We start from the raw sequence: 24,988 nt of genomic DNA, 5'->3' as shown, positions 1-24,988 counted from the left end.
GTGCCGTCCCTGCGCTCTCCCCTGCCACGATAGGCGCCGCCTACGACAAAGCCGGACGGGCTTGACTTCCAAGCCCGTCCGGCGCTGTCACCGCGGTGGTACGTCCGGCTACCGCACGAACACTCCGGCCTGGCTCGCCAGGTCCAGGAAGTACTGCGGGGCCAGGCCCAGCACCAGGGTGACCGCGACACCGACCGCGATCGTGGTCATCGTCAGCGGGGACGGGACGGCGACCGTGGGGCCGTCCGCCTTCGGCTCGCTGAAGAACATCAGCACGATGACCCGGATGTAGAAGAACGCGGCGATCGCCGAGGAGATCACACCGACGACGACCAGTCCGCCCGCACCGCCCTCGGCCGCGGCCTTGAACACCGCGAACTTTCCGGAGAAGCCCGAGGTGAGCGGGATTCCGGCGAAGGCCAGCAGGAACACCGCGAAGACCGCGGCGACCAGCGGGGAGCGCCGGCCGAGCCCGGCCCACTTCGACAGGTGCGTCGCCTCGCCGCCCGCGTCACGCACCAGGGTGACGACGGCGAAGGCGCCGACCGTCACGAAGGAGTACGTGCCCAGGTAGAAGAGGACCGAGGAGATGCCCTGCGGGGTGGCCGCGATGACACCGGCGAGGATGAATCCGGCGTGCGCGATCGAGGAGTAGGCCAGCAGTCGCTTGATGTCGGTCTGGGTGATGGCGACGATCGCGCCACCCACCATCGTGACGATCGCGATGCCCCACATGACCGGGCGCAGGTCCCAGGTGAGGCCCGGCAGCACCACGTACAGCAGACGCAGCAGCGCGCCGAACGCGGCGACCTTCGTGGCCGCGGCCATGAAGCCGGTGACCGGGGTCGGGGCGCCCTGGTAGACGTCCGGGGTCCACATGTGGAACGGGACGGCACCGACCTTGAAGAGCAGGCCGGTCAGGATCATCGCGCCGCCGATCAGCAGCAGCGCGTCGTTGCCCATGGTGTCGGCGAGCGCCGGGTCGATCTGCTGGATCGAGCCGTCGACGACGGTGGCGATCTCGGCGTACGAGACGGAGCCCGCGTATCCGTAGAGCAGGGCGATCCCGAAGAGCAGGAACGCCGAGGAGAACGCGCCGAGCAGGAAGTACTTCACCGCGGCCTCCTGCGACATCAGCCGCTTGCGGCGGGCGACGGCACAGAGGAGATAGAGCGGGAGCGAGAAGACTTCCAGGGCCACGAAGAGGGTCAGCAGGTCGTTGGCCGCCGGGAAGACCAGCATGCCCGCCACCGAGAAGAGGACCAGCGGGAAGACCTCGGTGGTGGTGAACCCGGCCCTGACCGCGGCCTTCTCGCTGTCGCTGCCGGGGACCGAGGCGGCCTGCGCGGCGAACGAGTCGACACGGCTGCCGTGCGACTCGGGGTCGAGCCGCCGTTCGGCGAAGGTGAAGACGGCGACCAGGGACGTCAGCAGGATGGTGCCCTGGAGGAACAGGGCGGGGCCGTCGACGGCGATGGCGCCCATCGCGGCGATGTGTGCCTTGGTCGTACCGTATCCGGCGGCCGCCAGGCCGATCACCGCGGCGAACGCGGCGACCAGCGCGACGACGGTCAGGAAGACCTGGGTGTAGTAGCGGGCCCGGCGCGGCACGAAGGCCTCGACGAGCACGCCCAGGACGGCGACACCGATCACGATCAGGACCGGCGTCAGCTGGGTGTACTCGATGACCGGCGCCTTGAACTTCTCGTCCGGGGCGGCCGATGTCACCCCGCCCGCCATTGTCCACAGTCTGTGGACAGCTGTTGCGCTCACTTGGCGGCCTCCACCTCGGGCTGGGGGTCCTTCTTCTGTACGTCCGACATGGTGTGCTGCACCGCCGGGTTGACGATCTCCGTCAGCGGCTTCGGGTAGACGCCCAGGAAGATCAGCAGAGCGATCAGCGGGACGACGACCACCAGCTCACGGACCTTGAGGTCCGCCATGCCCTGGACCTCGGCCTTGACCGGTCCCGTCATCGTCCGCTGGTAGAGGACGAGGACGTAGATCGCGGCGAGCACGATCCCGGTGGTGGCGATGATGCCGACCACCGGATACGCGGCGAACGCGCCGACCAGGACCAGGAACTCGCTGACGAACGGGGCGAGCCCCGGCAGTGACAGCGTGGCCAGGCCGCCGATCAGGAAGGTGCCGGCCAGGACGGGCGCCACCTTCTGGACTCCGCCGTAGTCGGCGATGAGCCGCGAACCGCGCCGGGTGATCAGGAAGCCCGCCACCAGCATCAGCGCGGCTGTCGAGATGCCGTGGTTGACCATGTAGAGCGTCGCGCCCGACTGGCCCTGGCTGGTCATCGCGAAGATGCCCAGGATGATGAAGCCGAAGTGCGAGATCGACGCGTAGGCGATCAGCCGCTTGATGTCGCGCTGGCCGACCGCGAGCAGCGCCCCGTAGACGATGCTGATCAGCGCCAGGACCAGGACCACCGGGGTGGCCCACTTGCTGGCCTCCGGGAAGAGCTGGAGGCAGAAGCGCAGCATCGCGAAGGTGCCGACCTTGTCGACGACCGCGGTGATCAGCACGGCGACCGGAGTGGTCGCCTCGCCCATGGCGTTGGGCAGCCAGGTGTGCAGCGGCCACAGCGGGGCCTTCACCGCGAAGGCGAAGAAGAACCCGAGGAAGAGCCAGCGTTCGGTGCTCGTCGCCATGGAGAGCGAGCCGTCGGCACGGGCGGCGGCGATCTCGGAGAGCGAGAACGTCCCCGTCACCACGTAGAGCCCGATCACGGCGGCCAGCATGATGAGGCCGCCGACCAGGTTGTAGAGGAGGAACTTGACGGCCGCGTACGAGCGTTGGGCCGCCGCGTTCTCGTCGCTGCCGGCGTGGGCCCGGTCACCGAAGCCGCCGATGAGGAAGTACATCGGGATGAGCATGGCTTCGAACAGGATGTAGAAGAGGAAGACGTCGGTGGCGACGAAGGAGAGGACCACCATCGCTTCGACCATCAGGATCAGGGCGAAGAAGCCCTGAGTGGGGCGCCAGCGGGAGGAGTTCGTCTCCAGGGGATCGGCGTCGTGCCAGCCGGCCAGGATGACGAAGGGGATCAGCAGGGCGGTGAGCGCCATGAGCGCCAGCCCGATGCCGTCCACCCCCAGCTCGTACCGCACACCGAAGTCCTTGATCCAGGCGTGCGATTCGGTGAGCTGGTAGCGGCTGCCGCCGGGCTCGAAGCGGGCGAGCGCGATGCCCGCCAGCACCAGGGTGCCCAGCGAGAAGGCGAGCGCCAGCCATTTGGCGGCGGTGCGCCGGGCTGCCGGGACGGCGGCGGTGGCGACCGCGCCGATCGCCGGGAGCGCCGCCGTCGCTGTCAGGAGAGGAAAGGACATGTGATCAGACCGCCCTCATCAGCAGGGTCGCGGCGATGACGACTGCCGTACCGCCGAACATCGAGACCGCGTAGGAGCGGGCGTAGCCGTTCTGCAGTTTGCGCAGCCGGCCGGAGAGCCCGCCCATGGAGGCGGCCGTGCCGTTGACGACGCCGTCGACCAGCGAGTGGTCGACGTAGACCAGGGAGCGGGTGAGGTGTTCGCCGCCACGGACCAGGACCACGTGGTTGAAGTCGTCCTGGAGGAGATCGCGGCGGGCCGCCCGGGTGAGCAGCGAGCCGCGCGGGGCGACCGCGGGCACCGGCCTGCGGCCGTACATCGCCCAGGCGACGGCGACACCGATGACGAGCACCACCATGGTGGCGGCGGTGACGGTGGTCGCGCTGACCGGGGCGTCCCCGTGGCTGTGGCCCGTGACGGGCTCCAGCCAGTGCAGGAAGCGGTCACCGATGGAGAAGAAGCCTCCCGCGAACACCGAACCGACCGCCAGGACGATCATCGGGATGGTCATGGACTTCGGGGACTCGTGCGGATGCGGGTCGTGACCTTCCGCGTCCGGCTGCCAGCGCTTCTCGCCGAAGAACGTCATCAGCATCACGCGCGTCATGTAGAACGCGGTGATCGCCGCACCCAGCAGGGTCACCGCTCCGAGGATCCAGCCCTCGGTGCCGCCCTTGGCGAAGGCCGCCTCGATGATCTTGTCCTTGGAGAAGAAGCCGGACAGACCGGGGAAGCCGATGATCGCGAGGTACCCGAGTCCGAAGGTGACGAAGGTGACCGGCATGTACTTCCGCAGGCCGCCGAACTTCCTCATGTCGACCTCGTCGTTCATGCCGTGCATGACCGAACCGGCGCCGAGGAAGAGCCCGGCCTTGAAGAAGCCGTGGGTCACCAGGTGCATGATCGCGAAGACGTAACCGATCGGGCCGAGCCCGGCGGCCAGGATCATGTAGCCGATCTGCGACATCGTCGACCCGGCGAGGGCCTTCTTGATGTCGTCCTTCGCGCAACCGACGATCGCACCGAAGAGCAGCGTGACCGCTCCGACGATCACGACCACGAGTTGGGCGTCCGGGGCACCGTTGAAGATGGCGCCGGAGCGGACGATCAGATAGACACCCGCGGTCACCATGGTGGCGGCGTGGATCAGGGCCGAGACCGGGGTCGGGCCCTCCATCGCGTCACCGAGCCAGGACTGGAGCGGCACCTGGGCCGACTTGCCGCAGGCGGCCAGCAGCAGCATCAGGCCGATCGCCGTCAGCTTGCCCTCGCTGGTCTCACCGGTCGATTCGAGGACCGGGCCGAAGGCGAAGGTGCCGAAGGTGGTGAACATCAGCATGATCGCGATCGACAGGCCCATGTCGCCGACCCGGTTGACCAGGAACGCTTTCTTCGCGGCGGTCGCCGCGCTGGGCTTGTGCTGCCAGAAGCCGATGAGCAGGTACGACGCCAGACCGACGCCCTCCCACCCGACGTACAGCAGCAAGTAGTTGTCGGCGATGACCAGGATCAGCATCGCCGCGACGAACAGGTTGAGGTAGCCGAAGAAGCGGCGCCGGCGCTCGTCGTGCTCCATGTAGCCGATCGAGTAGAGGTGGATCAGCGTGCCCACACTCGTGATCAGCAGGACGAAGGTCATCGACAGCTGGTCGAGCTGGAAGGCCACATCGGCCTGGAAGCCCTCGACCGGAATCCAGCTGAACAGCTTCTGGTGCAGCGCGCGGTCCTCGGCGCCCTTCCCGAGCATGTCGGTGAAGAGCACCACCGCGACGACGAAGGAGGCGGCGGCGAGCGCGGTGCCGAGCAGGTGGCCCACACGGTCGAGCCGTCGGCCGCCGCAGAGCAGCACCACCGCTCCCAGCAGGGGCGCCGCGACAAGCAGCGCAATCAGGTTCTCCACAGTTCAAGCGCCCCTTACAGCTTCATCAGGCTGGCGTCGTCGACCGAGGCCGAGTGGCGGGAACGGAACAGCGACACGATGATCGCGAGCCCGACCACGACCTCCGCGGCGGCGACGACCATCGTGAAGAAGGCGATGATCTGGCCGTCGAGATTGCCGTGCATCCGGGAGAAGGTGACGAACGCGAGGTTGCAGGCGTTGAGCATCAGCTCCACGCACATGAACACCACGATCGCGTTCCGCCTGATCAGGACCCCGGCCGCGCCGATGGTGAACAGCAGAGCGGCGAGATAGAGGTAGTTGACCGGATTCACTTGGCGACCTCCTCTTCTTCTGCGGTGTCCCGGCCCAGCCGCTCACCGGAGCGCTGCTCCAGTGCCTTGAGGCCGGCCAGCGATTCGTTGGACACATCGCGCATCTGGCCGCGCTTGCGCAGCGTCTGCATGACGGTGAGTTCGGACGGGGTGCCGTCCGGGAGGAGTCCGGCGATGTCCACGGCGTTGTGCCGGGCGTAGACGCCGGGTGCGGGCAGCGGCGGCACGTGGTTGCCGCGCACGCGCTCCTGGGACATCTCCCGCTGGGTCCTGGCCCGTTCGGTGCGCTCGCGGTGGGTGAGCACCATCGCGCCGACGGTGGCGGTGATCAGCAGGGCGCCGGTGATCTCGAAGGCGAAGACGTACTTGGTGAAGATGAGGCTGGCGAGCCCCTCCACGTTCCCGCCGTGCTCGGTGTTGGCCGTGCCGAGTCCGTTGAAGCTGTTCAGCGAGGCGTTGCCGATTCCGGCGATCAGGAGGACGCCGAAGCCGAGCCCGCAGCCGGCGGCCAGCCAGCGCTGGCCCTTCAGCGTCTCCTTCAGCGAGTCCGCCGCCGTGACACCGACGAGCATGACCACGAAGAGGAACAGCATCATGATCGCGCCGGTGTAGACGACGACCTGGACGATGCCCAGGAAGTAGGCGCCGTTGGCGAGGTAGAACACCGCCAGGACGATCATGGTCCCGGCGAGGCTCAGCGCACTGTGCACCGCCCTCTTCATCAGTACGGTGGACAGGGCGCCGATCACGGCGACCGTGCCCAGCACCCAGAACTGGAAGGCCTCGCCCGTCGACGTCTGGGAGGCCGCTGCGGCCAGGCCGCTCATGCGTCCACCTCCTGCGTCGCGCCGTTGCTCTCGCCGTCCGCGTCGTCCGGCTTCTCGCCCTTGGAGACGGCGAGCTGGCGTTCCGTACCCGGGGCGGCCTCGGTCACCAGGCCCCGGTAGTAGTCCTGTTCGTCCATGCCGGGGAAGATCGCGTGCGGGCTGTCGACCATGCCTTCCTCCAGGCCCGCGAGCAGCTCGTCCTTGGTGTAGATGAGGCTCTCGCGGGTGGTGTTGGCGAGCTCGAACTCATTGGTCATCGTGAGCGCCCGGGTCGGGCAGGCCTCGATGCACAGTCCGCAGAGAATGCAGCGCGCGTAGTTGATCTGGTAGACGCGGCCGTAGCGCTCCCCCGGGGAGTAGCGCTCCTCGTCGGTGTTGTCCGCGCCCTCGACGTAGATCGCGTCCGCCGGGCAGGCCCAGGCGCACAGCTCGCAGCCGACGCACTTCTCCAGGCCGTCCGGATGGCGGTTGAGCTGGTGCCGGCCGTGGAAGCGCGGCGCCGTCACCTTCGGCGTCTCCGGATACTGCTCGGTCAGCCGCTTCTTGAACATGGCCTTGAAGGTCACGCCGAAGCCGGCCACCGGATTCTGGAACTTGTCCTGCGCGGATTCCGGGGAACCGGAAGCACGGGTGGACTTCGCCGGCCTCTTGGACCCCGGCGACTCAGACAGTTCAGACACCGCCGGCCTCCTTTCCGTCACTCGGAATTCCGTCACTCTGAGTATCCACGCCACCACTGACAACGAGCTCCCGCTCGCGGCTCGGCCTGCGCCGGGGCACGGGCGGCAGGGTCTGTCCGGGCAGCGGAGGCACCGGGAACCCGCCCGCCATCGGGTCGAACGCCGGCTCCGGTTCCGCACCGGCCTCGGCTTCCCGGACCTTCTTGTCGCGGAAGATGTCGACGACGAAGGAGATCAGCAGGACCGCGATCACGGCACCCGCCACGTAGAGCAGGATCTTCGAGAAGTCGTAGCCCTCGTTGCGCAGCGCCCGCACCGTCGCGACCATCATCAGCCAGACGACGGAGACCGGGATCAGGACCTTCCAGCCCAGCTTCATCAGCTGGTCGTAGCGGACCCGGGGCAGCGTGCCGCGCAGCCAGATGAAGAAGAACAGCAGCAGCTGGACCTTGAGGACGAACCAGAGCATCGGCCACCAGCCGTGGTTCGCGCCCTCCCAGAAGGTGCTGATCGGCCACGGGGCCCGCCAGCCGCCCAGGAAGAGGGTCGTGGAGACCGCGGAGACGGTGACCATGTTGACGTACTCGGCGAGCATGAACATCGCGAACTTGATCGACGAGTACTCGGTGTTGAAGCCGCCGACCAGGTCGCCCTCGGACTCCGGCATGTCGAACGGGGCGCGGTTGGTCTCACCGACCATCGTGACGATGTAGATGATGAAGGAGACCGGCAGCAGGATGATGAACCAGCGGTCCTCCTGCGCCTCCACGATCTTCGAGGTCGACATCGACCCGGAGTAGAGGAAGACCGAGGCGAACGCGGCGCCCATCGCGATCTCGTAACTGATCATCTGCGCGCACGAGCGGAGCCCGCCGAGCAGCGGGTACGTCGATCCGGAGGACCAGCCCGCCAGCACGATGCCGTAGATCCCGACCGAGGCGACCGCGAGGATGTAGAGCATCGCGATCGGCAGGTCGGTGAGCTGCATCGCCGTACGGTGCCCGAAGATCGAGACCTCGTTGCCGGACGGTCCGAACGGGATGACCGCGATCGCCATGAACGCGGGGATCGCCGCGATGATCGGGGCGAGGACGTAGACGACCTTGTCCGCCCGCTTGACGATGACGTCTTCCTTCAGCATCAGCTTGATGCCGTCGGCCAGCGACTGGAGCATGCCCCAGGGGCCGTGCCGGTTGGGGCCGATGCGCAGCTGCATCCAGGCGACGACCTTGCGCTCCCACACGATGGAGAAGAGCACGGTCACCATCAGGAACGCGAAGCAGAAGACCGCCTTGACGACGACGAGCCACCAGGGGTCGTTGCCGAACATCGACAGGTCCTCGGCGGCGAGCACCGTGCCGCGCGGGGCCGTGGCCAGTTGAGCGAAGGCACTCACGCCCCCACCTCCGGTGTGACGTCGGAAATGCCGGGTGCGGCGGGGCCGATCCGGACCGGGCCGCCGGGCCGGGCACCGGTGTCGGCCGGGACACCCCGCCCGGCGGAGTTCAGCGGCACCCAGACCACCCGGTCCGGCATCTCGGTGATCTGGAGCGGCAGTTGGACGCTGCCCGCCGGGCCGGAGACGGCCAGCAGATCGCCGTCCTCGACGCCGGTCTCGGCGGCGGTGGCGGCGGAGAGCCGGGCGACCGCGGCGTGCCGGGTCCCGGCCAGCGCCGTGTCGCCCTCCTGGAGCCGGCCGAGGTCGAGCAGCATCCGGTGGCCCGCGAGGATGGCCTCGCCGTCACCGGGCCGGGGCAGCGGCCGGGCCGAGGCGCGCGGGTCGTCCGCGTGCGTGCCCTGCCAGCCGCCGAGCCGGTCCAGCTCACGGCGTACGGACTTCAGGTCCGGCAGCGCGAAGTGGACGTCGAGCGCGTCGGCCAGCATGTGCAGCACCCGCGCATCGCCGGGGGCCAGGTTCCGCGTCATCTGCTCGGGCTTCAGCGCGGCCTCGAACATCCGCGCCCTGCCCTCCCAGTTGAGGAAGGTGCCGGACTTCTCGGCGACCGCGGCGACCGGGAACACCACGTCGGCGCGGTCGGTGACCTCGTTGGGCCGCAGCTCCAGCGAGACCAGGAAGCCGACCTGGTCCAGGGCCTCCAGGGCCCGTGCCGGATCCGGCAGGTCCGCCGTCTCGACACCGGCGACGAGCAGCGCGCCCAGTTCGCCGGTGGCCGCGGCCTCGACGATCTGGCCGGTGTCGCGGCCGAAACGGGACGGGAGTTCGGCGACGCCCCAGAGCGACGCCACCTCGTCCCGGGCGCGCGGGTCGGTGGCCGGGCGGCCACCGGGCAGCAGCGACGGGAGCGCGCCCGCCTCCACCGCCCCGCGTTCGCCGGCCCGGCGCGGGATCCACACCAGGGCGGCTCCGGTCGCGGTCGCCGCCCGTACCGCGGCACTCAGCCCGCCGGGTACTCCGGCCAGCCGCTCACCCACCACGATCAGGGCGCCTTCACCACGCAGCGCCTCGGCCGCGACGGCACCTTCGCCGTCCAGGCCGACACCGCCCGCGATCGCGTCCAGCCACTCCGTCTCGGTGCCGGGAGCGGCGGGCAGCAGCGTGCCGCCGGCCTTCTCCAGGCCGTGCGTCGCGTGCGAGGCGACGGCGAAGGTGCGCTGTCCGTGCTTGCGGTTCGCCTTGCGCAGCCGCAGGAAGACGCCGGGCGCCTCCTCCTCGGACTCGAACCCGACCAGCAGCACGGTCGGGGCCTTCTCCAGCGAGGTGTACGTGACACCCGAGCCGTCCAGGTCCCGGCCGCGCCCGGCGACGCGGGCGGCCAGGAAGTCGGCCTCCTCGCCGCTGTGCACCCGGGCCCGGAAGTCGATGTCGTTGGTGTCCAGCGCGACCCGGGCGAACTTGCTGTACGCGTACGCGTCCTCGACGGTCAGCCGGCCGCCCGTGAGGACACCGGTCCGGCCCCTCGCGGCGGAGAGTCCGGCTGCCGCGGCGGCCAGCGCCTCGGGCCAGCTCGCCGGCTCCAGCTCACCGGACTCGCCCCGGACCAGCGGGGTGGTGAGCCGGTCGCGCTGCTGCGCGTAGCGGAAACCGAAGCGGCCCTTGTCGCAGAGCCACTCCTCGTTGACCTCGGGGTCGTTGGAGGCCAGGCGCCGCATGACCTTCCCGCGCCGGTGGTCGGTGCGGGTGGCGCAGCCGCCCGCGCAGTGCTCGCACACCGAGGGCGAGGACACCAGGTCGAAGGGGCGGGAGCGGAACCGGTACGCCGCCGAGGTCAGCGCGCCGACCGGGCAGATCTGGATGGTGTTGCCGGAGAAGTACGACTCGAACGGATCGCCCTGCCCGGTGCCGACCTGCTGGAGCGCGCCGCGCTCGATCAGCTCGATCATCGGGTCGCCCGCCACCTGGTTGGAGAACCGGGTGCAGCGTGCGCACAGCACACACCGCTCGCGGTCCAGCAGCACCTGGGTGGAGATCGGGACGGGCTTCTCGTACGTCCGCTTCTTCCCGTCGAAGCGGGAGGTCGCGTCGCCGTGCGACATCGCCTGGTTCTGCAGCGGGCACTCGCCGCCCTTGTCGCAGACCGGACAGTCCAGCGGGTGGTTGATGAGCAGCAGCTCCATCACACCGCGCTGCGCCTTGTCGGCGACCGGCGAGGTGATCTGCGACTTGACGACCATGCCGTCGGTGCAGGTGATGGTGCAGGACGCCATCGGCTTGCGCTGGCCCTCGACCTCGACGATGCACTGGCGGCAGGCGCCGGCCGGGTCGAGGAGCGGGTGATCGCAGAAGCGCGGGATCTCGATGCCGAGGAGTTCGGCGGCACGGATGACCAGGGTGCCCTTGGGCACGCTGATCTCGATGCCGTCGATGGTCAGCGTGACCAGGTCCTCGGGCGGGAGAGCCGCCTCGCCGCCCCCGGAGGGCGCACTCGTGGTGACTGTCACGCGTTCACCCCCTGGGATGCGTTCTTGTCGTCGGCCCAGACGGTCGACCTGGCGGGGTCGAAGGGGCAGCCCCTGCCGGTGATGTGCTGCTCGTACTCCTCGCGGAAGTACTTCAGCGAGGAGAAGATCGGCGAGGCGGCGCCGTCGCCGAGGGCGCAGAAGGACTTGCCGTTGATGTTGTCGGCGATGTCGTTCAGCTTGTCGAGGTCGGCCATCTGTCCCTTGCCGGCCTCGATGTCGCGGAGCAACTGGACCAGCCAGTAGGTCCCTTCGCGGCACGGTGTGCACTTGCCGCAGGACTCATGGGCGTAGAACTCGGTCCAGCGGGTGACGGCCCGCACCACGCAGGTCGTCTCGTCGAAGCACTGGAGCGCCTTGGTGCCGAGCATGGATCCGGCGGCGCCGACGCCCTCGTAGTCGAGGGGCACGTCGAGGTGCTCCTCGGTGAACATGGGGGTGGAGGAACCGCCCGGGGTCCAGAACTTCAGCCGGTGGCCGGGGCGCATCCCGCCGCTCATGTCGAGGAGCTGGCGCAGCGTGATGCCGAGCGGGGCCTCGTACTGGCCGGGGCCCGCGACGTGTCCGCTGAGCGAGTACAGCGTGAAGCCCGGTGACTTCTCGCTGCCCATGGACTTGAACCAGTCCTTGCCCTTGTTCAGGATCGCGGGAACCGAGGCGATGGACTCGACGTTGTTCACCACGGTGGGGCAGGCGTACAGACCGGCGACCGCGGGGAAGGGCGGGCGCAGCCGGGGCTGGCCCCGGCGTCCTTCGAGCGAGTCGAGGAGCGCGGTCTCCTCACCACAGATGTACGCACCGGCGCCCGCGTGCACGGTGAGTTCCAGATCGAGTCCGGAGCCCATGATGTCCTTGCCGAGATAGCCCGCCTCGTACGCCTCGCGTACGGCTTCGTGCAGCCGCCGCAGTACGGGGACGACCTCGCCGCGCAGGTAGATGAAGGCGTGCGAGGAGCGGATCGCGTAACAGGCGATCACGATGCCTTCGATCAGGCTGTGCGGGTTGGCGAAGAGGAGCGGGATGTCCTTGCAGGTCCCGGGCTCCGACTCGTCGGCGTTGACCACCAGGTAGTGGGGCTTGCCGTCGCCCTGCGGGATGAACTGCCACTTCATCCCGGTGGGGAAGCCGGCGCCGCCCCGGCCGCGCAGACCGGAGTCCTTGACGTACGCGATGAGGTCGTCCGGAGACATCGCGAGGGCCTTGCGCAGTCCCTCGTACCCCTCGTGGCGGCGGTAGGTGTCCAGGGTCCAGGAGTCCGGCTGGTCCCAGAAGGCGGACAGGACAGGCGCGAGAAGCTTCTCGGGGCTGGTCCCGTTCTTGTCGATTTCGGCGGCCAACGTCATCACTCCCCCTCCTCGGCGGCGGGACCGGCCGGGTGGTCCGGGTCGGAGGCCGAGGTCTGCTGCGGCGCGTCGTGGGAGCTGAGGTGTTCGGCGCCCTTCTGCGGTTCGTCGGCGGGTGCTTCGCCGCGCGGGCCCACCACGCGGGGCTGCGGTGCGGCCTCGCCCTTGGCGAGCTTCAGGCCGATGAGCGAGGCGGGTCCGGCGCCGCCGGAGGCCTCCACCGCGCCGGGGCGCTCGTCAGGGAAACCGGCCAGTATCCGGGCGGTCTCCTTGTACGAGCAGATCGGGGCGCCGCGGGTCGGTTCGACGGTGCGGCCGGCGATCAGGTCGTCCACGAGTCGCGTCGCGCTCTCGGGCGTCTGGTTGTCGAAGAACTCCCAGTTGACCATCACGACGGGCGCGAAGTCGCAGGCGGCGTTGCACTCGATGTGTTCGAGGGTGACCTTGCCGTCCTCGGTCGTCTCGTTGTTGCCGACGCCGAGGTGGTCCTTGAGCCGGTCGAAGATGGCGTCGCCGCCCATCACCGCGCAGAGCGTGTTGGTGCAGACGCCGACCTGGTAGTCGCCGCTCGGCTTGCGCCGGTACATCGTGTAGAAGGTGGCGACGGCGGTGACCTCGGCGGTGGTGAGGCCGAGCATGTCCGCGCAGAAGGCCATGCCCGTACGCGAGACGTACCCCTCCTCGGACTGCACGAGGTGCAACAGCGGCAGGAGCGCGGAGCGGCTGCCGGGGTAGCGGGCGATCACCTCCTTCGCATCCGCTTCGAGCCTGGCGCGCACCTCGGCCGGGTAGGCGGGGGCGGGGAGCTGCGGCATCCCCAGACTGACTTCGCTACGTGCTTCGGTCACCGGTCGACGCCTCCCATCACGGGGTCGATGGATGCGACGGCGACGATGACGTCGGCGACCTGGCCGCCCTCGCACATCGCCGCCATGGCCTGGAGGTTGGTGAAGGACGGGTCGCGGAAGTGGACCCGGTAGGGGCGGGTTCCGCCGTCCGAGACGACGTGCACGCCGAGTTCGCCCTTGGGCGACTCGACGGCGGTGTACGCCTGTCCGGCCGGGACCCGGAAGCCCTCGGTCACCAGCTTGAAGTGGTGGATCAGGGCCTCCATGGAGGTGCCCATGATCTTCTTGATGTGGTCGAGCGAGTTGCCGAGTCCGTCGGGTCCGAGCGCGAGCTGCGCGGGCCAGGCGATCTTCTTGTCGGCGACCATGACCGGTCCCGGCGCGAGCCGGTCGATGCACTGCTCGATGATGCGCAGCGACTGGCGCATCTCCTCCAGCCGGATGAGGAAGCGTCCGTAGGAGTCGCAGCTGTCCGCGGTGGGGACGTCGAACTCGTAGTTCTCGTACCCGCAGTAGGGGTCGGTCTTGCGCAGGTCGTGCGGGAGGCCGGCGGAACGCAGGACCGGGCCGGTGGCGCCGAGCGCCATGCAGCCGGTGAGGTCGAGGTAGCCGACGTCCTGCATGCGGGCCTTGAAGATGGGGTTGCCGGTGGCGAGCTTGTCGTACTCCGGCAGGTTCTTCTTCATGGTCTTCACGAACTCGCGCAGCTGGTCGACCGCGCCCGGGGGCAGGTCCTGGGCGAGTCCGCCGGGGCGGACGAACGCGTGGTTCATCCGCAGGCCCGTGATGAGTTCGAAGAGGTCGAGAACGAGTTCACGATCGCGGAAGCCGTAGATCATGATCGTCGTGGCGCCGAGCTCCATGCCGCCGGTGGCGATGCACACCAGGTGCGAGGAGAGCCGGTTGAGCTCCATCAGCAGCACGCGCAGGACGGTGGCCCGGTCGGGGATCTGGTCCTCGATGCCGAGAAGCTTCTCGACCCCCAGGCAGTACGCCGTCTCGTTGAAGAACGGCGTCAGGTAGTCCATGCGCGTGACGAAGGTGGTGCCCTGCGTCCAGTTCCGGAATTCGAGGTTCTTCTCGATGCCGGTGTGGAGGTAGCCGATGCCGCAGCGGGCCTCGGTGACGGTCTCGCCGTCGATCTCCAGGATCAGCCTGAGCACGCCGTGCGTGGACGGGTGCTGGGGACCCATGTTGACGATGATGCGCTCGTCGTCGGACTTGACCGCCGACTCGACGACCTCGTCCCAGTCGCCGCCGGTGACTGTATATACAGTCCCCTCGGTCGTGGCGCGGGGCGTTGCGTGGGGAGTGGTCATCAGGAGTACGACCTCCGCTGGTCGGGAGCCGGGATCTGGGCGCCCTTGTACTCGACGGCGATGCCGCCGAGCGGGTAGTCCTTGCGCTGCGGGAAGCCCTGCCAGTCGTCCGGCATCATGATCCGGGTGAGGGCGGGGTGCCCGTCGAAGACGAGCCCGAAGAAGTCGTAGGTCTCGCGCTCGTGCCAGTCGTTGGTCGGGTAGACGGGGACGAGGGACGGGATGTGCCGGTCGTCGTCCGGCGCGGAGACCTCCAGCCGGATGAGCCGGCCGTGGGTGATCGAGCGCAGGTGGTAGACGGCGTGCAGCTCGCGCCCCTTGTCGCCGGGGAAGTGGACGCCGCTCACCCCCGTACAGAGCTCGAAGCGCAGCGCGGGGTCGTCGCGCAGGGTCCTGGCGACGGTGAGCAGGTGCTCGCGGGCGATGTGGAAGGTGAGCTCGTCGCGGTCCACGACGGTCTTCTCGATGGCGTTCCCGGGAAGCAGGTCCTGCTCCTCCAGGGCCCCTTCGAGCTCGTCGGCGACCTCGTCGAACCAGCCGCCGTACGGACGCGAGGTGGCGCCCGGCAGCGCGACGGTACGGACGAGACCGCCGTAGCCGGAGGTGTCGCCGCCGTTGTTGGCGCCGAACATGCCCTTGCGTACGCCGATGACCTCGCCGTGCTCGTCGCGCGCGGCCGGGACGCCGCCGTTGTTCTGTTCGTCGCTCACCGGAGCAGCCCCTTCATCTCGATCAGGGGCAGTGCGTTGAGCGCGGCTTCCTCCGCCTCGCGGGCGGCCTCCTCCGCGTTGACCCCGAGCTTGGAGCCCTGGATCTTCTGGTGGAGCTTGAGAATCGCGTCCATCAGCATCTCGGGCCGAGGCGGACAGCCAGGCAAATAGATATCAACCGGGACAATATGATCAACACCCTGAACAATGGCGTAATTGTTGAACATTCCGCCCGATGATGCGCATACGCCCATGGAGATGACCCACTTGGGGTTCGGCATCTGGTCGTAGACCTGCCGCAGGACGGGCGCCATCTTCTGGCTCACCCGCCCTGCCACGATCATCAGGTCCGCCTGCCGCGGCGATCCGCGGAAGACCTCCATACCGAACCGGGCCAGGTCGTAGCGCCCGGCCCCGGTCGTCATCATCTCGATGGCGCAGCAGGCGAGTCCGAACGTGGCCGGGAAGACGGAGGACTTCCGTACCCAGCCGGCGGCCTGCTCGACAGTGGTCAGCACGAAGCCGCTGGGCAGCTTCTCTTCGAGTCCCATATGTGCCCCTCAGCCCCTCAGTCCCATTCCAGGCCGCCGCGACGCCACACATACGCGTAGGCGACGAAGACGGTGAGCACGAAGAGCAGCATCTCGACGAGCCCGAAGATCCCGAGGGCGTCGAAGGTGACGGCCCAGGGATAGAGGAAGACGATCTCGATGTCGAAGACGATGAAGAGCATCGCCGTCAGGTAGTACTTGATGGGAAAACGGCCGCCTCCGGCTGGAGTCGGGGTGGGTTCGATACCGCACTCGTACGCTTCGAGCTTCGCCCGGTTGTACCGCTTGGGGCCGATAAGCGTGGCGCTGACCACGGAGAAGATCGCAAACCCCGCCCCTAGGGCACCGAGCACGAGGATGGGCGCGTAGGCATTCACGCTCCTCGCTCCTTCCAGTCGTCCTTGACCGTTGGACCGCATCGGGCGACCTGGCTCGCCACCTCACCAAGATCGTGCACATGTGAGGCAGTTCACAAGCCCGACTGCCCCGCATCCTATGCCCGCCATCCTGTGATCTGCGACACGGGGTACACCAACGTCTTTGTGATCTCCACCACCTGACGAACGATCATGAAGTCGGATGAGCGGTGATCTTCGTACGCGAAGCGGCCGGGTGATCACGAGACGTGACATCCCTTGCCGTTACCGCTGGTCAAACGGCTGTTGCCTTATCAAGCCACAGCGTCTGGCGCAAAATTGGCGATGGACGCGATCGGGTGATAGAGGCATCTGCCCCACTCTGCGACCAGCGCAGGCCCGCCCACGCGGAAGCCGCCCGGAGCGAAGTAGGCGCATTCCGGCATCCACCACCCATGGGGCGAATAGGTCACCGGACGCCGCCAGTTCCGCGCCGTCGGGACACCCCGCGCGCCGGGCCGTTCCGCGCCGTCGGCACGCCCCGCGCGCCGGGCCCTCGTATGCCCACTACGGCCGGAACAAGCTGTGACCTGCGTCACTCGCCGAAGGGTGCCGCACAAGCGGGCTTGGCCAACCGTGTGAACGGATGGTAAGTGACGGGCAATTCGGGCGTATTGCCGAAAACCCGTGATCACAGCCGTATCAAAGGGTGCCCGTTTTGCCCGTTACGGCGTCAATAAGGGCCCTCGGGAAGCGGATTCACGGATTCCGGACGTAACTGTGTCGCAACACACGTTTCTTGATGGGACCCCTGAGGCCCTGATAGCGCTAGTACCCATGTCCCACACCGCTCTCATACCCAGCCACCGGAAGCCCCGCCGAAACGCCTCGAAGACGGCGCTGCGGGCCGGAGTTGCCGGTGGCGTCCTCAGCACCATCGCCGTCGCAGGCGCTGCCGGTCCGGCTCAGGCCGAGCCGGTGACCCAGACCATCGAGATGCCCACCATCACGGCCGGGCTCTCCACCTCCGTCGCGGCCTCCGCCGAGGCCACGCAGCAGGTCGCCCTGGACCTGGAGACGCAGGCCCACGAGGAAGCCGCGGCCACGTCCGCCGCGAAGACCGCCAAGAAGGCCAAGGCCGAGGCGGTCCGCAAGGCCGAGGCCAAGAAGAAGGCCGAAGCCAAGGCTAAGGCCGAGGCGGAAGCGAAGGCCGAGGCCGCCGAGCGCGCCTCCCGCTCCGCCGCGCGCACGACGCTGAGCGCCTCGGCGTCCAGCTCCTCCTCCACGGGCTCCTCGTCGACCGCCACGGCGTCCTACACCTCCACCGCCACGGGCTCCGCCGCCTCCGTCGTCGCGTTCGCGCAGGCACAGGTGGGCGACGCGTACGTGTCCGGCGGCACCGGCCCCAACTCCTGGGACTGCTCCGGCCTCGTCCAGGCCGCATTCCGCACGGTGGGCGTCGACCTGCCGCGCGTCTCGCAGAGCCAGTCGACCGCGGGCACCCAGGTCTCGCTGAGCAACCTCCAGCCGGGCGACATCCTGTACTGGGGCGGCGCGGGCAGCGCGTACCACGTCGGGATCTACGTGGGCGGCGGCCAGTTCGTCGGAGCGCAGAACTCCTCCACCGGTGTGGTGCAGCGCTCCCTGGACTACGACATGCCGACCGGCGCGGTCCGCGTGCTCTGAGTTCACGGATTCACAAGCGCCCCGGCGCACCTCGAAGGGCCGCCGCTCCCCCGCTCGGGAGCCGCGGCCCTTCGGCGTTTCCGGGCGGGTTCGCGACGCCGTACCCGGCGGGTTCGCGACATCACCCCCGGCGGCCACGGGTGATGTCGCGAACCTGCCGGACTCCGTCCGCCCGAGCTTGTGAACTGGCGCGAACAGCCCCGCGTCACCGAGCACAGGACGGCCCCTCCATGTCCGCCACGGCCACCCCCCGCACCGACACCGCGTCCCGCACGCCCTTACGCGGCCGGCTGGCCGTCCTCTCCGTGACGCTGGGCATCTTCGTCATCGTCACCACCGAGATCCTCCCGGTCGGCCTGCTGACGCCGATCGGGGCCGCCTTCGCCGTCCCGGACGGCACGGCGGGCCTGATGATGACGATGCCGGGCCTCCTCGCCGCCCTCGCCGCCCCGGTGGTGACCCTCGCGACGGCCCGCGTCGACCGCCGACTGATGCTCTGCGCCCTCGTCCTGCTGCTCGCGGTGGCCAACTTCCTCACCGCGGCCGCGACGGCCTACTGGCTGGTGCTGGTCGCCCGGGTCCTCGTCGGCATCACCATCGGCGGTTTCTGGTCCATCGGCGCCGGTCTGGCCGGCCGGCTGGTCCCCGCCCCGTCCGCCGCCCGGGCCACCGCGGTCGTCTTCGCCGCCGTCCCCCTCGGCTCCGTGCTCGGCGTCCCCGCCGGAACCCTCATCGGCGATCTGGCGGGCTGGCGCACCGCGTTCGTCACGATGGGCCTGCTGTCCACGGGCGTGCTGGCCCTGCTGATCCTGACCCTGCCCGCACTGCCGCCGGAGCGGGTCACCCGCCCGGCCGTGCTCCGCGCCCTGTTGCGGGGGACGGGCACCCGGTCCGCACTGCTGATGACATTCCTTGTCGTACTGGCGCATTTCGGTACGTACACCTACGTCACGCCGTTCCTGCGCGAGGTCACGCACGCCGGCGCGGGCACGGTCACCGGCTTCCTGCTCGTCTACGGTGCGGCGGGCGTGGCCGGCAACTTCCTCGGGGGCGCCCTGGTGACGCGCCGGCCGCACACGGCCTTCGGGGCCGCCGCCGCCACGATCGCCGCGGCGACGGCGCTCCTGCCCGTCCTCGGCCGGTCCGAAGCGGGCGCGCTCGCGCTCCTCGTCCTGTGGGGGCTCGGCTACGGCGCCGTCCCGGTCTGCTCACAGACCTGGTTCGCCCGCGCGGCACCCCGCACGCCCGAGGCGGCCTCGGTCCTGTTCACCGCCTCGTTCCAGGCGACGATCGCCGCCGGCGCGCTGGCGGGCGGCTCCGTCGTCGACCACGCCTCGCTCCACGCGGTCATGTGGTGCGGGACCGTGACGGCGGGACTCGCGGTCGTGGCGGCAGCGGCGGGCCGCCGGAGCGGAGGGCCGTCCACGCCGGGCCGTTGATGACGCGGGCGCGGTCCGCGTTCTACGGTTCACAAGCGATCCAGGGCGCGTGCGACAAGGACGAACCAGACGGTCTTGGCGGTCCGTACCCGCCCGCCGCGCGTCGTGGTCCCCCACCGATCGGTCAGGCACTCCACGATGACGAGCCCGCGCCCGCTCTCCACGTGCGGCGCGCCGCCCGGTTCCGGCAGCCGGCCCGGCTCGTCGTCCGTCACGTAGACCATCACCTGACGCCGGTTCACCGTCACATCGACCCGGATGCGTGCCGACCCCGTATGACAGTGCGCGTTGGACACGACCTCACTCACGCACAACCGGGCGTCATCGACGAGAGCCGGGTGCCCGGTCGTACGCAGCAGCGCGCCCACGAAGTCCCGGGCGACGCGGGGCGCGGTGGGGGTGTTGGGTGCGACCAGCCGGTAACGCTCGCCGCGCTGCGGGAGGTACGGGGCGGGCGAGGGCGGGGGCGGAAGGGTTACGGAGGTCATGGCGCGGTCTCCCTGCGTGAACGGGTCTCCGGTACGTCGGCTTGTCGTTCCGGCGATCCGTGGCATCGGCCGGTCCCGGGCGAGCTGAACTCGCTTACGGGGAGCTGCACTTCGGTTCATCGGGCCGTTCGTGGCCGACACCGTCCGACGCTAGGGCACAACATTGGTACGGCGCAACAGTGGGACGGCTGTAGCACCCATACGAGTGGACCAGTGGCACAGTGGGGCGGCACACTCGTACCCGCACGAAGGGGAGGCCGATGCCACCGAGAAGCTACCCAACCGCCAGGCAGAAGCGATTGGGCGCGGAGCTTCGCAAGCTGCGCGAGCGTGCCGGAATGTCCGGAAGCGAGGCCGCCGCGTTCCTGGGCGGCGAGCGTGCACAGATCAGCCACATCGAATCCGGCCGCTACGGCGTGAGCGACCAGCGCGTCCGCCGCCTCGCCACCCACTACTCGGCCGGCGACAAACACCTCGTGGACGCCCTCGCGAGCATGGCGGAGGAGCGAACGAAGGGGTGGTGGGACGACTACCGGGGCGTACTGTCGCCGGGATTCCTGGACCTGGCCGAGCTGGAGCATCGCGCCACCTACCTCCGCGCCATTCAGATGCTGAACATTCCGGGGATCTTCCAGACAGAGGCATACGCACGGGATCTGATCCGGAGCGGCATCTCCGACCTTCCGGCCGCAGAACTGAACGCCCGTGTCGAGCACCGCGCGAGGCGCCGGGACATTTTCGACCGCCCCGCCCCGACCCCGTTCGAGGCGTTTGTTCACGAGGCCGCGCTCCGCATGCGCTACTGCGGAACGGACGTCATGCGCGAGCAGCTCAACTTCCTTTACGCGGCGTCCGCATGGCCGTCCGTAACGATCCGCGTCATCCCCTTCACGGCACAGATCACCGGCTCGGCCCATTCGATGCTGTACGCCGGCGCCGGCATCCCGGCGCTCGACACCGTGCAGATCGACAGCGCCTTCGACGCCGGATTCCTGGACGCCGAAGCCCAACTCGTCAGGTACCGGAAACTGCTTGATTCCGTCGAGTCGATCTCCCTCGCCCCGGAGGAGTCAGCTCAGTTCATCCAATTCATCGCACAGGAAATGTGAGTCGAAGCGACATGACCGACGCAATCAACTGGCAGAAGTCGTCATTCTCGGGAGCGGACAACAACCAGAGCTGCATCGAGCTGGCACCCGTGGACGGCGCGATCAAGATGCGCGAGAGCGATGACCCCGATCTGGTCGTCACGACGAGCGTCGCCAAGCTCCGCGCCTTCGTCCTGGGCGTCAAGGCCGGAGAGTTCGACCACTTGATCTGACCAACTCGGCCCAGCGCCCTCCACCTGAAGGCCAGGTGGAGGGCGTTTTCACATAGTGCGGCACAACATAGGGACGTCCCACTGTTGCACCACACATGCGGGTGACGCTACCGTCACCGTACGTCGCCAGGCCCGACGAGCGCACCGCTCGACCATGCCCAGAGGCGCCTCAACTACCTGTGCAAGCAGGCCCGTTGATGGCCACCGCCATCCGCGCAGCCACCTGCTTCGATCGGACGGTCGACCATGCGTACATCACCCCAGGCCACCCCCGTGAGCGCCCGCGTCGCACACGGCTTCCGGTTCGAAGTCCTCCGGTACGGCCCCGCCACCGGCTTCGTTCCCGAACCCGTCGACCTCCGTATCCTGTCCGGCCCCCGTGAGGCGATCCGCGTCATCCGCGTCCAGCTCCGCGCGAGCCATGTCCTAGGGCTGACCCCGCGCGAAACGGCGCGGGCGCTCTACTGGGCCGACCAGGGCGGCTGGATCCAGGCACTCGGCGCGCTCCATCGCGGCGAGCCCTGCGGCTTCACTCTCCTGCTGCCCAAGGGGCGCCACATCGAGTGGCACGTACGCCCTCTGCTCCACCTGACACTCATGCCCACGGCGCTGCCGTCGATCAGTTCACGCCTGGCCGCTGGTCCTCGATTCTGCGACTACCTGGTCGACACCGCCCCGGGACGACAGCGGAACGACCCCGAGAACCCCAAGCGATAGGAAACCCTACGTGTTCATCGACATCCCGAACGAGCTCGAAACCGCTCTGGTCGACCATTCTCTCCCGCCCTGGAAGCTGGACGGCCCTTTCCTGGCGAAGTCCACCATGGAGCGATACCGGGCAGAGCTGGCGGCTGCCCCGAAGTTCAGGAAGATTGCCACGACCCTGCGTAACGCACTGACCGGAGAGGGCGGCGGATACGCCGTGCTGCGCCTGGGAAACGTTGCCAAGGCACTGGAGACCGACGACCGGTTCCTGCGGCTGGCTACGGCATTCGCGGCCGAGGCAGCCGTACCCTTCTCGCCGTTCCCCCGGTGGCCCCTATGGAAGGACATCGGAGTCAAGGTCGACAAGGACCCTGGCCAGTCAAGCGGCATCGGGTACAACGCGTTCCACATGGATCTGGTGAACGGAACGCTGCCCCCGGACTACACCACGCTTCTGTGCGCTCGCCCAGATCCGCTCGGCGGTGGCCCCACCATCCTCTCCGACGCTCACGCGGCGGTGGCGCGTTTGTCGGAGGACACCCGCGCTCTGCTGGGCGAGTCGGCCTACCACTACGGAACGTTCTTCGACCTGTTCGGCGTGGGCGAGGAGTACAAGCCGTTCCCGATCCTGGACGGCTCCGACCCGGACAAAGGTTTTGTCCGATTCACCGCCAAGATGCTGGAGAGGTCCGAGCTCACCCAGGCGCATGCCGGCGCCGCCGGGGAACTCGCCGAGGAGTTGTTCCAGGGGCAGGTCTCCTTCATGCTCCGGCCCGGGGACTACCTCATCGTGAATCAGCGCCGCTTCCTGCACGGCAGAGAGGCCCTCCACAGCGGCCAGAAGGGAGTCCCGGTCTCCGACCGGCGGCTACTCCTCCAGTTGTTTCTGCGCGCGAGGGCGGACAACAGCCGCGTAACCGGACGACGGCCCCGGTGAGCCGCCGAATCCCGCCCCAGGGTCCAGCCCTTGAGCACGCGGCACAGCCACGGGACAGGCCCCGGCAGGGCGCCCTCGATCATCCGCGCGCCCAGTTCCCCGGGGCCGTGCCCGCAGTCAGATGCGCGAGTTCCGCAGCGACTGCCACACCGCGCCGGCCAGTGCCCGCGTCGCTCGCGGGACCGACAGGTGCTCGTACTCGCGATACAAGTTCCAGTTGTACGGGACAAGCGACAGCTTGTTGGAGGACAGCGATCCCGCCTGGTGGGCCCTGTACACCGCAAGCGGCTCGGCGAGGCCGCGGGCGTCCGCGCCGTCCCGCATGATCGACAGCCACAGAGCGTAGTCCTGGCGCTTGCGCATCTCTGGCATCAATCTTGTGCCCAGGACATTGCGGTCGTACATGGCAGTGAGTGCACCGATGTGGTCCTGAACCAGCATCGCGCGGTAGTCCACGTGCGCCCGCGCACGGACCACCCGCCCGTTCGGAACCCAGTCGATGCTCTCACCGTCGTAGCCGGCGTCCATCTTGAAGTACGAGGTGAACGTCAAAGGCGCAGTGGCCTCCACAGCGAAGGCGAGCTGCTTCTCGGTCTTTTCCGGCAGCCACATGTCGTCACTGTCGAGGAAGGCGATGTAGTCCCCGCGGGCGCGCTCGATCGCGAGGTTACGGGCCCGGCCCGCACCACCCCGCTCGGGCGCCGGCTCCGGCAGGACGCGCTCGTCCTGTGCGGCGAACTCGCGGAGCAGGTCCATGGAGCCATCGGAGGACCGGTCGTCGGTGACCAGCAGCTCCAGATCGCCATGGGTCTGTGTGAGTACCGACCGCACCGCCGCGCTCAACGTCGCTGCCGAGTTGTACACGGGCATCACGACAGACACCAAGGGCACAGCGCATCTCCTTGCCAGATCACGAACGACGGTCCATTCAAGCACCGCAATCGCGCAGGAGCAGACATGCAGATAGTTGTCGCTGGTCAGGGCTACGTAGGGCTGCCCCTGGCCGTACGTGCCGCAGAGGTGGGTCACCGCGTCATCGGCTACGACGTGGATGCGCACCGCGTCCAGCAGCTCGCCGCGGGCCAGTCCTACGTGGAGGACGTGGCCTCCTACCGACTTCATGCGGTCCTGGATACCGGGGACTACTTCGCGACCACCGACGCTGCCGCACTTGCCGGCTTCGACATCGCGGTGATCACCGTGCCGACCCCTTTGCGGGACGGTGTACCCGACTTGAGCTACATCGAGTCCTGCGCCCAGACCCTGGGTGAGCATCTTCGCCCCGGCACGACGGTCGTCCTGGAGTCCACGACCTATCCCGGCACCACGGAGGAACTGCTGCTGCCGATCTTGGAGAAGGCATCGGGTCTCAAAGGCGGGGATGACTTCCTGGCCGGATTCAGTCCCGAGCGCATCGCTCCGGGGAATAAGCGGTGGTCCTTCGAGGAAACCCCGAAATTGGTGTCCGGAATCGACACCAGATCACTCGACGTGATCAAGGGATTCTACGACAGTATCTTTCAGACCACGATTTCGGTTTCCGGAACCAAGGTCGCCGAACTGGCCAAGCTGATCGAGAACACCTTCCGGTTCGTCAACATCTCCCTGGTCAACGAAATGGCGATGCTGGCGGCTCCCCTCGGCGTGAACATCTGGGAGGCGATCGACGCCGCCGCGACCAAGCCCTTCGGCTTCACACGGTTCACCCCCGGGCCGGGAGTCGGCGGGCACTGCCTGCCCGTCGATCCATTGTTCCTCTCGTGGAAGGTCCAAGAGGAGCTCGGTGTTCCTTTCCGGTTCGTGGAACTCGCCGCCGACGTAAACCGGCACATGCCCGACTACGTCGTCCAGCGTCTCGTGGAAGCGCTCGACAAGCACGGCATGCCCGTCAGCGGATCTCGAATCCTGCTGCTCGGCCTGACCTACAAGTACAACGCCACGGACCTTCGCAATTCACCTTCGGCACGGGTCGCCGAACTCCTCATCAGCCTCGGCGCCGAGGTACGCGGCGCCGACCCCAACATCCGCGAAGGTGACGAAACCAAGTTGAACGTGCCCTTGCTAGAAACGAGCGCGGAGGAGATCGCAGCCTCTGATGCCGTGGTGCTCCTCATGGACCACGCACGATTCAACCTCCCGGCGATCCAGAAGAGCGCGCGCTACCTTCTCGACTGCCGAAACCGCCTGACTGGACCGAACGTCGAGACTCTCTATTGATCAGAAACTCATTGGGTTCACTCGTCGAGGACGTATCGGACGTGCGGGGCTTTGAAGTAGCCGGTGACGATGTGGGGCTGGCGCTGTC

Annotated in this window: 23 protein-coding genes; 7 read left to right on the top strand and 16 right to left on the bottom strand. The window is 68.5% G+C overall.

Annotated elements, in window-relative coordinates:
- Positions 1-108 precede the first annotated feature (108 nt).
- Genes nuoN through ACZ4LX_RS34575 form a run of 14 tightly spaced genes read right to left on the bottom strand, consistent with a single transcriptional unit; the run spans position 109 to position 16,128 of the window.
- Positions 109-1,773, bottom strand: a complete 1,665-nt coding sequence (gene nuoN / locus ACZ4LX_RS34640) for an NADH-quinone oxidoreductase subunit NuoN (protein ID WP_467650954.1) — start codon at positions 1,771-1,773, stop codon at positions 109-111.
- Positions 1,770-3,341, bottom strand: coding sequence for an NADH-quinone oxidoreductase subunit M (locus tag ACZ4LX_RS34635; protein WP_467650955.1), 1,572 nt, complete (start codon positions 3,339-3,341; stop codon positions 1,770-1,772). Before ACZ4LX_RS34635 ends, nuoN begins: the two co-directional genes overlap by 4 nt.
- Before the next feature lie 4 nt (positions 3,342-3,345).
- A complete protein-coding gene (gene nuoL, locus ACZ4LX_RS34630; RefSeq protein WP_467650956.1) occupies positions 3,346-5,241 on the bottom strand; it encodes an NADH-quinone oxidoreductase subunit L in 1,896 nt (631 codons plus the stop codon).
- Positions 5,242-5,255: 14 nt separating this feature from the next.
- On the bottom strand, positions 5,256-5,555 hold the full coding sequence (nuoK, locus tag ACZ4LX_RS34625; RefSeq protein WP_018101339.1) for an NADH-quinone oxidoreductase subunit NuoK: 300 nt from the start codon (positions 5,553-5,555) through the stop codon (positions 5,256-5,258).
- Positions 5,552-6,382, bottom strand: coding sequence for an NADH-quinone oxidoreductase subunit J (locus ACZ4LX_RS34620; protein ID WP_467650957.1), 831 nt, complete (start codon positions 6,380-6,382; stop codon positions 5,552-5,554). The genes nuoK and ACZ4LX_RS34620 overlap by 4 nt, the downstream gene beginning before the upstream one ends.
- Complete coding sequence (gene nuoI, locus ACZ4LX_RS34615; RefSeq protein ID WP_467650958.1) at positions 6,379-7,062, bottom strand: NADH-quinone oxidoreductase subunit NuoI; 684 nt, start codon at positions 7,060-7,062, stop codon at positions 6,379-6,381. Before nuoI ends, ACZ4LX_RS34620 begins: the two co-directional genes overlap by 4 nt.
- Complete coding sequence (gene nuoH / locus ACZ4LX_RS34610) at positions 7,055-8,458, bottom strand: NADH-quinone oxidoreductase subunit NuoH (protein ID WP_467650959.1); 1,404 nt, start codon at positions 8,456-8,458, stop codon at positions 7,055-7,057. Before nuoH ends, nuoI begins: the two co-directional genes overlap by 8 nt.
- Positions 8,455-10,962, bottom strand: coding sequence for an NADH-quinone oxidoreductase subunit G (locus ACZ4LX_RS34605; RefSeq protein WP_467650960.1), 2,508 nt, complete (start codon positions 10,960-10,962; stop codon positions 8,455-8,457). The genes nuoH and ACZ4LX_RS34605 overlap by 4 nt, the downstream gene beginning before the upstream one ends.
- A complete protein-coding gene (gene nuoF, locus ACZ4LX_RS34600) occupies positions 10,959-12,323 on the bottom strand; it encodes an NADH-quinone oxidoreductase subunit NuoF (RefSeq protein WP_467650961.1) in 1,365 nt (454 codons plus the stop codon). The genes ACZ4LX_RS34605 and nuoF overlap by 4 nt, the downstream gene beginning before the upstream one ends.
- The gene (gene nuoE / locus ACZ4LX_RS34595) at positions 12,323-13,138 is read right to left on the bottom strand and encodes an NADH-quinone oxidoreductase subunit NuoE (RefSeq protein ID WP_467650972.1); all 816 of its coding nucleotides are present in this window, start codon (positions 13,136-13,138) and stop codon (positions 12,323-12,325) included. Before nuoE ends, nuoF begins: the two co-directional genes overlap by 1 nt.
- Positions 13,139-13,167: 29 nt before the next feature.
- On the bottom strand, positions 13,168-14,490 hold the full coding sequence (locus ACZ4LX_RS34590; RefSeq protein WP_467650962.1) for an NADH-quinone oxidoreductase subunit D: 1,323 nt from the start codon (positions 14,488-14,490) through the stop codon (positions 13,168-13,170).
- Positions 14,490-15,200, bottom strand: a complete 711-nt coding sequence (locus ACZ4LX_RS34585; RefSeq protein ID WP_467650963.1) for an NADH-quinone oxidoreductase subunit C — start codon at positions 15,198-15,200, stop codon at positions 14,490-14,492. Before ACZ4LX_RS34585 ends, ACZ4LX_RS34590 begins: the two co-directional genes overlap by 1 nt.
- Positions 15,197-15,751: a NuoB/complex I 20 kDa subunit family protein gene (locus ACZ4LX_RS34580; protein ID WP_073964532.1), complete on the bottom strand. Its 555-nt coding sequence runs from the start codon at positions 15,749-15,751 to the stop codon at positions 15,197-15,199. Before ACZ4LX_RS34580 ends, ACZ4LX_RS34585 begins: the two co-directional genes overlap by 4 nt.
- 17 nt (positions 15,752-15,768) lie before the next feature.
- On the bottom strand, positions 15,769-16,128 hold the full coding sequence (locus tag ACZ4LX_RS34575; protein ID WP_123460983.1) for an NADH-quinone oxidoreductase subunit A: 360 nt from the start codon (positions 16,126-16,128) through the stop codon (positions 15,769-15,771).
- An 816-nt stretch (positions 16,129-16,944) separates the two neighbouring features.
- On the opposite strand from ACZ4LX_RS34575, the gene ACZ4LX_RS34570 reads away from it, so the two are divergent.
- Both ACZ4LX_RS34570 and ACZ4LX_RS34565 read left to right on the top strand, forming a co-directional pair.
- Positions 16,945-17,793 (top strand): C40 family peptidase, encoded by an 849-nt coding sequence (locus ACZ4LX_RS34570; RefSeq protein WP_467650964.1) that lies wholly within the window; start codon positions 16,945-16,947, stop codon positions 17,791-17,793.
- Between the two features lie 230 nt (positions 17,794-18,023).
- On the top strand, positions 18,024-19,232 hold the full coding sequence (locus ACZ4LX_RS34565) for an MFS transporter (RefSeq protein WP_467650965.1): 1,209 nt from the start codon (positions 18,024-18,026) through the stop codon (positions 19,230-19,232).
- A gap of 29 nt (positions 19,233-19,261) precedes the next feature.
- Here ACZ4LX_RS34565 and ACZ4LX_RS34560 read toward each other — a convergent pair whose 3' ends face one another.
- On the bottom strand, positions 19,262-19,720 hold the full coding sequence (locus ACZ4LX_RS34560; protein WP_467650966.1) for an ATP-binding protein: 459 nt from the start codon (positions 19,718-19,720) through the stop codon (positions 19,262-19,264).
- Positions 19,721-19,980: 260 nt separating this feature from the next.
- On the opposite strand from ACZ4LX_RS34560, the gene ACZ4LX_RS34555 reads away from it, so the two are divergent.
- The 4 genes from ACZ4LX_RS34555 (at position 19,981) to ACZ4LX_RS34540 (ending at position 22,683) form a co-directional block, all read left to right on the top strand.
- Complete coding sequence (locus ACZ4LX_RS34555) at positions 19,981-20,829, top strand: helix-turn-helix domain-containing protein (RefSeq protein ID WP_467650967.1); 849 nt, start codon at positions 19,981-19,983, stop codon at positions 20,827-20,829.
- 11 nt (positions 20,830-20,840) lie between these two features.
- Entirely contained in the window at positions 20,841-21,041 is a 201-nt protein-coding gene (locus ACZ4LX_RS34550) for a DUF397 domain-containing protein (protein WP_123524262.1), read from the top strand.
- 246 nt (positions 21,042-21,287) lie between these two features.
- Positions 21,288-21,758 carry a hypothetical protein gene (locus ACZ4LX_RS34545; protein ID WP_467650968.1) on the top strand — a complete coding sequence of 157 codons (471 nt, stop codon included), beginning with the start codon at positions 21,288-21,290 and terminating at the stop codon, positions 21,756-21,758.
- Positions 21,759-21,768: 10 nt separating this feature from the next.
- Entirely contained in the window at positions 21,769-22,683 is a 915-nt protein-coding gene (locus tag ACZ4LX_RS34540) for a TauD/TfdA family dioxygenase (RefSeq protein ID WP_467650969.1), read from the top strand.
- Positions 22,684-22,800: 117 nt separating this feature from the next.
- Here ACZ4LX_RS34540 and ACZ4LX_RS34535 read toward each other — a convergent pair whose 3' ends face one another.
- Positions 22,801-23,574: a glycosyltransferase family 2 protein gene (locus ACZ4LX_RS34535; RefSeq protein WP_467650970.1), complete on the bottom strand. Its 774-nt coding sequence runs from the start codon at positions 23,572-23,574 to the stop codon at positions 22,801-22,803.
- Between the two features lie 66 nt (positions 23,575-23,640).
- Between ACZ4LX_RS34535 and ACZ4LX_RS34530 the strand changes: the two genes are divergently transcribed.
- The gene (locus tag ACZ4LX_RS34530; protein WP_467650971.1) at positions 23,641-24,900 is read left to right on the top strand and encodes a nucleotide sugar dehydrogenase; all 1,260 of its coding nucleotides are present in this window, start codon (positions 23,641-23,643) and stop codon (positions 24,898-24,900) included.
- The last annotated feature ends 88 nt before the right edge of the window (positions 24,901-24,988 follow it).

The sequence above is a fragment of the Streptomyces sp. NPDC026062 genome (assembly GCF_055568375.1).
The sequence above is the reverse complement of the archived record's forward strand: the minus strand, read 5'-3'. Positions and strand labels throughout refer to the sequence as shown.

Excerpts from the sequence above, each read along its gene's own strand:
- ACZ4LX_RS34635 (WP_467650955.1), bottom strand. The coding sequence starts at position 3,341 with ATGTCCTTTCCTCTCCTGACAGCGACGGCGGCGCTCCCGGCGATCGGC.
- ACZ4LX_RS34620 (WP_467650957.1), bottom strand. The coding sequence starts at position 6,382 with ATGAGCGGCCTGGCCGCAGCGGCCTCCCAGACGTCGACGGGCGAGGCC.
- nuoF (WP_467650961.1), bottom strand. The coding sequence starts at position 12,323 with ATGACGTTGGCCGCCGAAATCGACAAGAACGGGACCAGCCCCGAGAAG.
- nuoE (WP_467650972.1), bottom strand. The coding sequence starts at position 13,138 with ATGCCGCAGCTCCCCGCCCCCGCCTACCCGGCCGAGGTGCGCGCCAGG.
- ACZ4LX_RS34590 (WP_467650962.1), bottom strand. The coding sequence starts at position 14,490 with ATGACCACTCCCCACGCAACGCCCCGCGCCACGACCGAGGGGACTGTA.
- ACZ4LX_RS34580 (WP_073964532.1), bottom strand. The coding sequence starts at position 15,751 with ATGGGACTCGAAGAGAAGCTGCCCAGCGGCTTCGTGCTGACCACTGTC.
- ACZ4LX_RS34570 (WP_467650964.1), top strand. The coding sequence starts at position 16,945 with ATGTCCCACACCGCTCTCATACCCAGCCACCGGAAGCCCCGCCGAAAC.
- ACZ4LX_RS34565 (WP_467650965.1), top strand. The coding sequence starts at position 18,024 with ATGTCCGCCACGGCCACCCCCCGCACCGACACCGCGTCCCGCACGCCC.
- ACZ4LX_RS34560 (WP_467650966.1), bottom strand. The coding sequence starts at position 19,720 with ATGACCTCCGTAACCCTTCCGCCCCCGCCCTCGCCCGCCCCGTACCTC.
- ACZ4LX_RS34555 (WP_467650967.1), top strand. The coding sequence starts at position 19,981 with ATGCCACCGAGAAGCTACCCAACCGCCAGGCAGAAGCGATTGGGCGCG.
- ACZ4LX_RS34550 (WP_123524262.1), top strand. The coding sequence starts at position 20,841 with ATGACCGACGCAATCAACTGGCAGAAGTCGTCATTCTCGGGAGCGGAC.
- ACZ4LX_RS34545 (WP_467650968.1), top strand. The coding sequence starts at position 21,288 with ATGCGTACATCACCCCAGGCCACCCCCGTGAGCGCCCGCGTCGCACAC.
- ACZ4LX_RS34530 (WP_467650971.1), top strand. The coding sequence starts at position 23,641 with ATGCAGATAGTTGTCGCTGGTCAGGGCTACGTAGGGCTGCCCCTGGCC.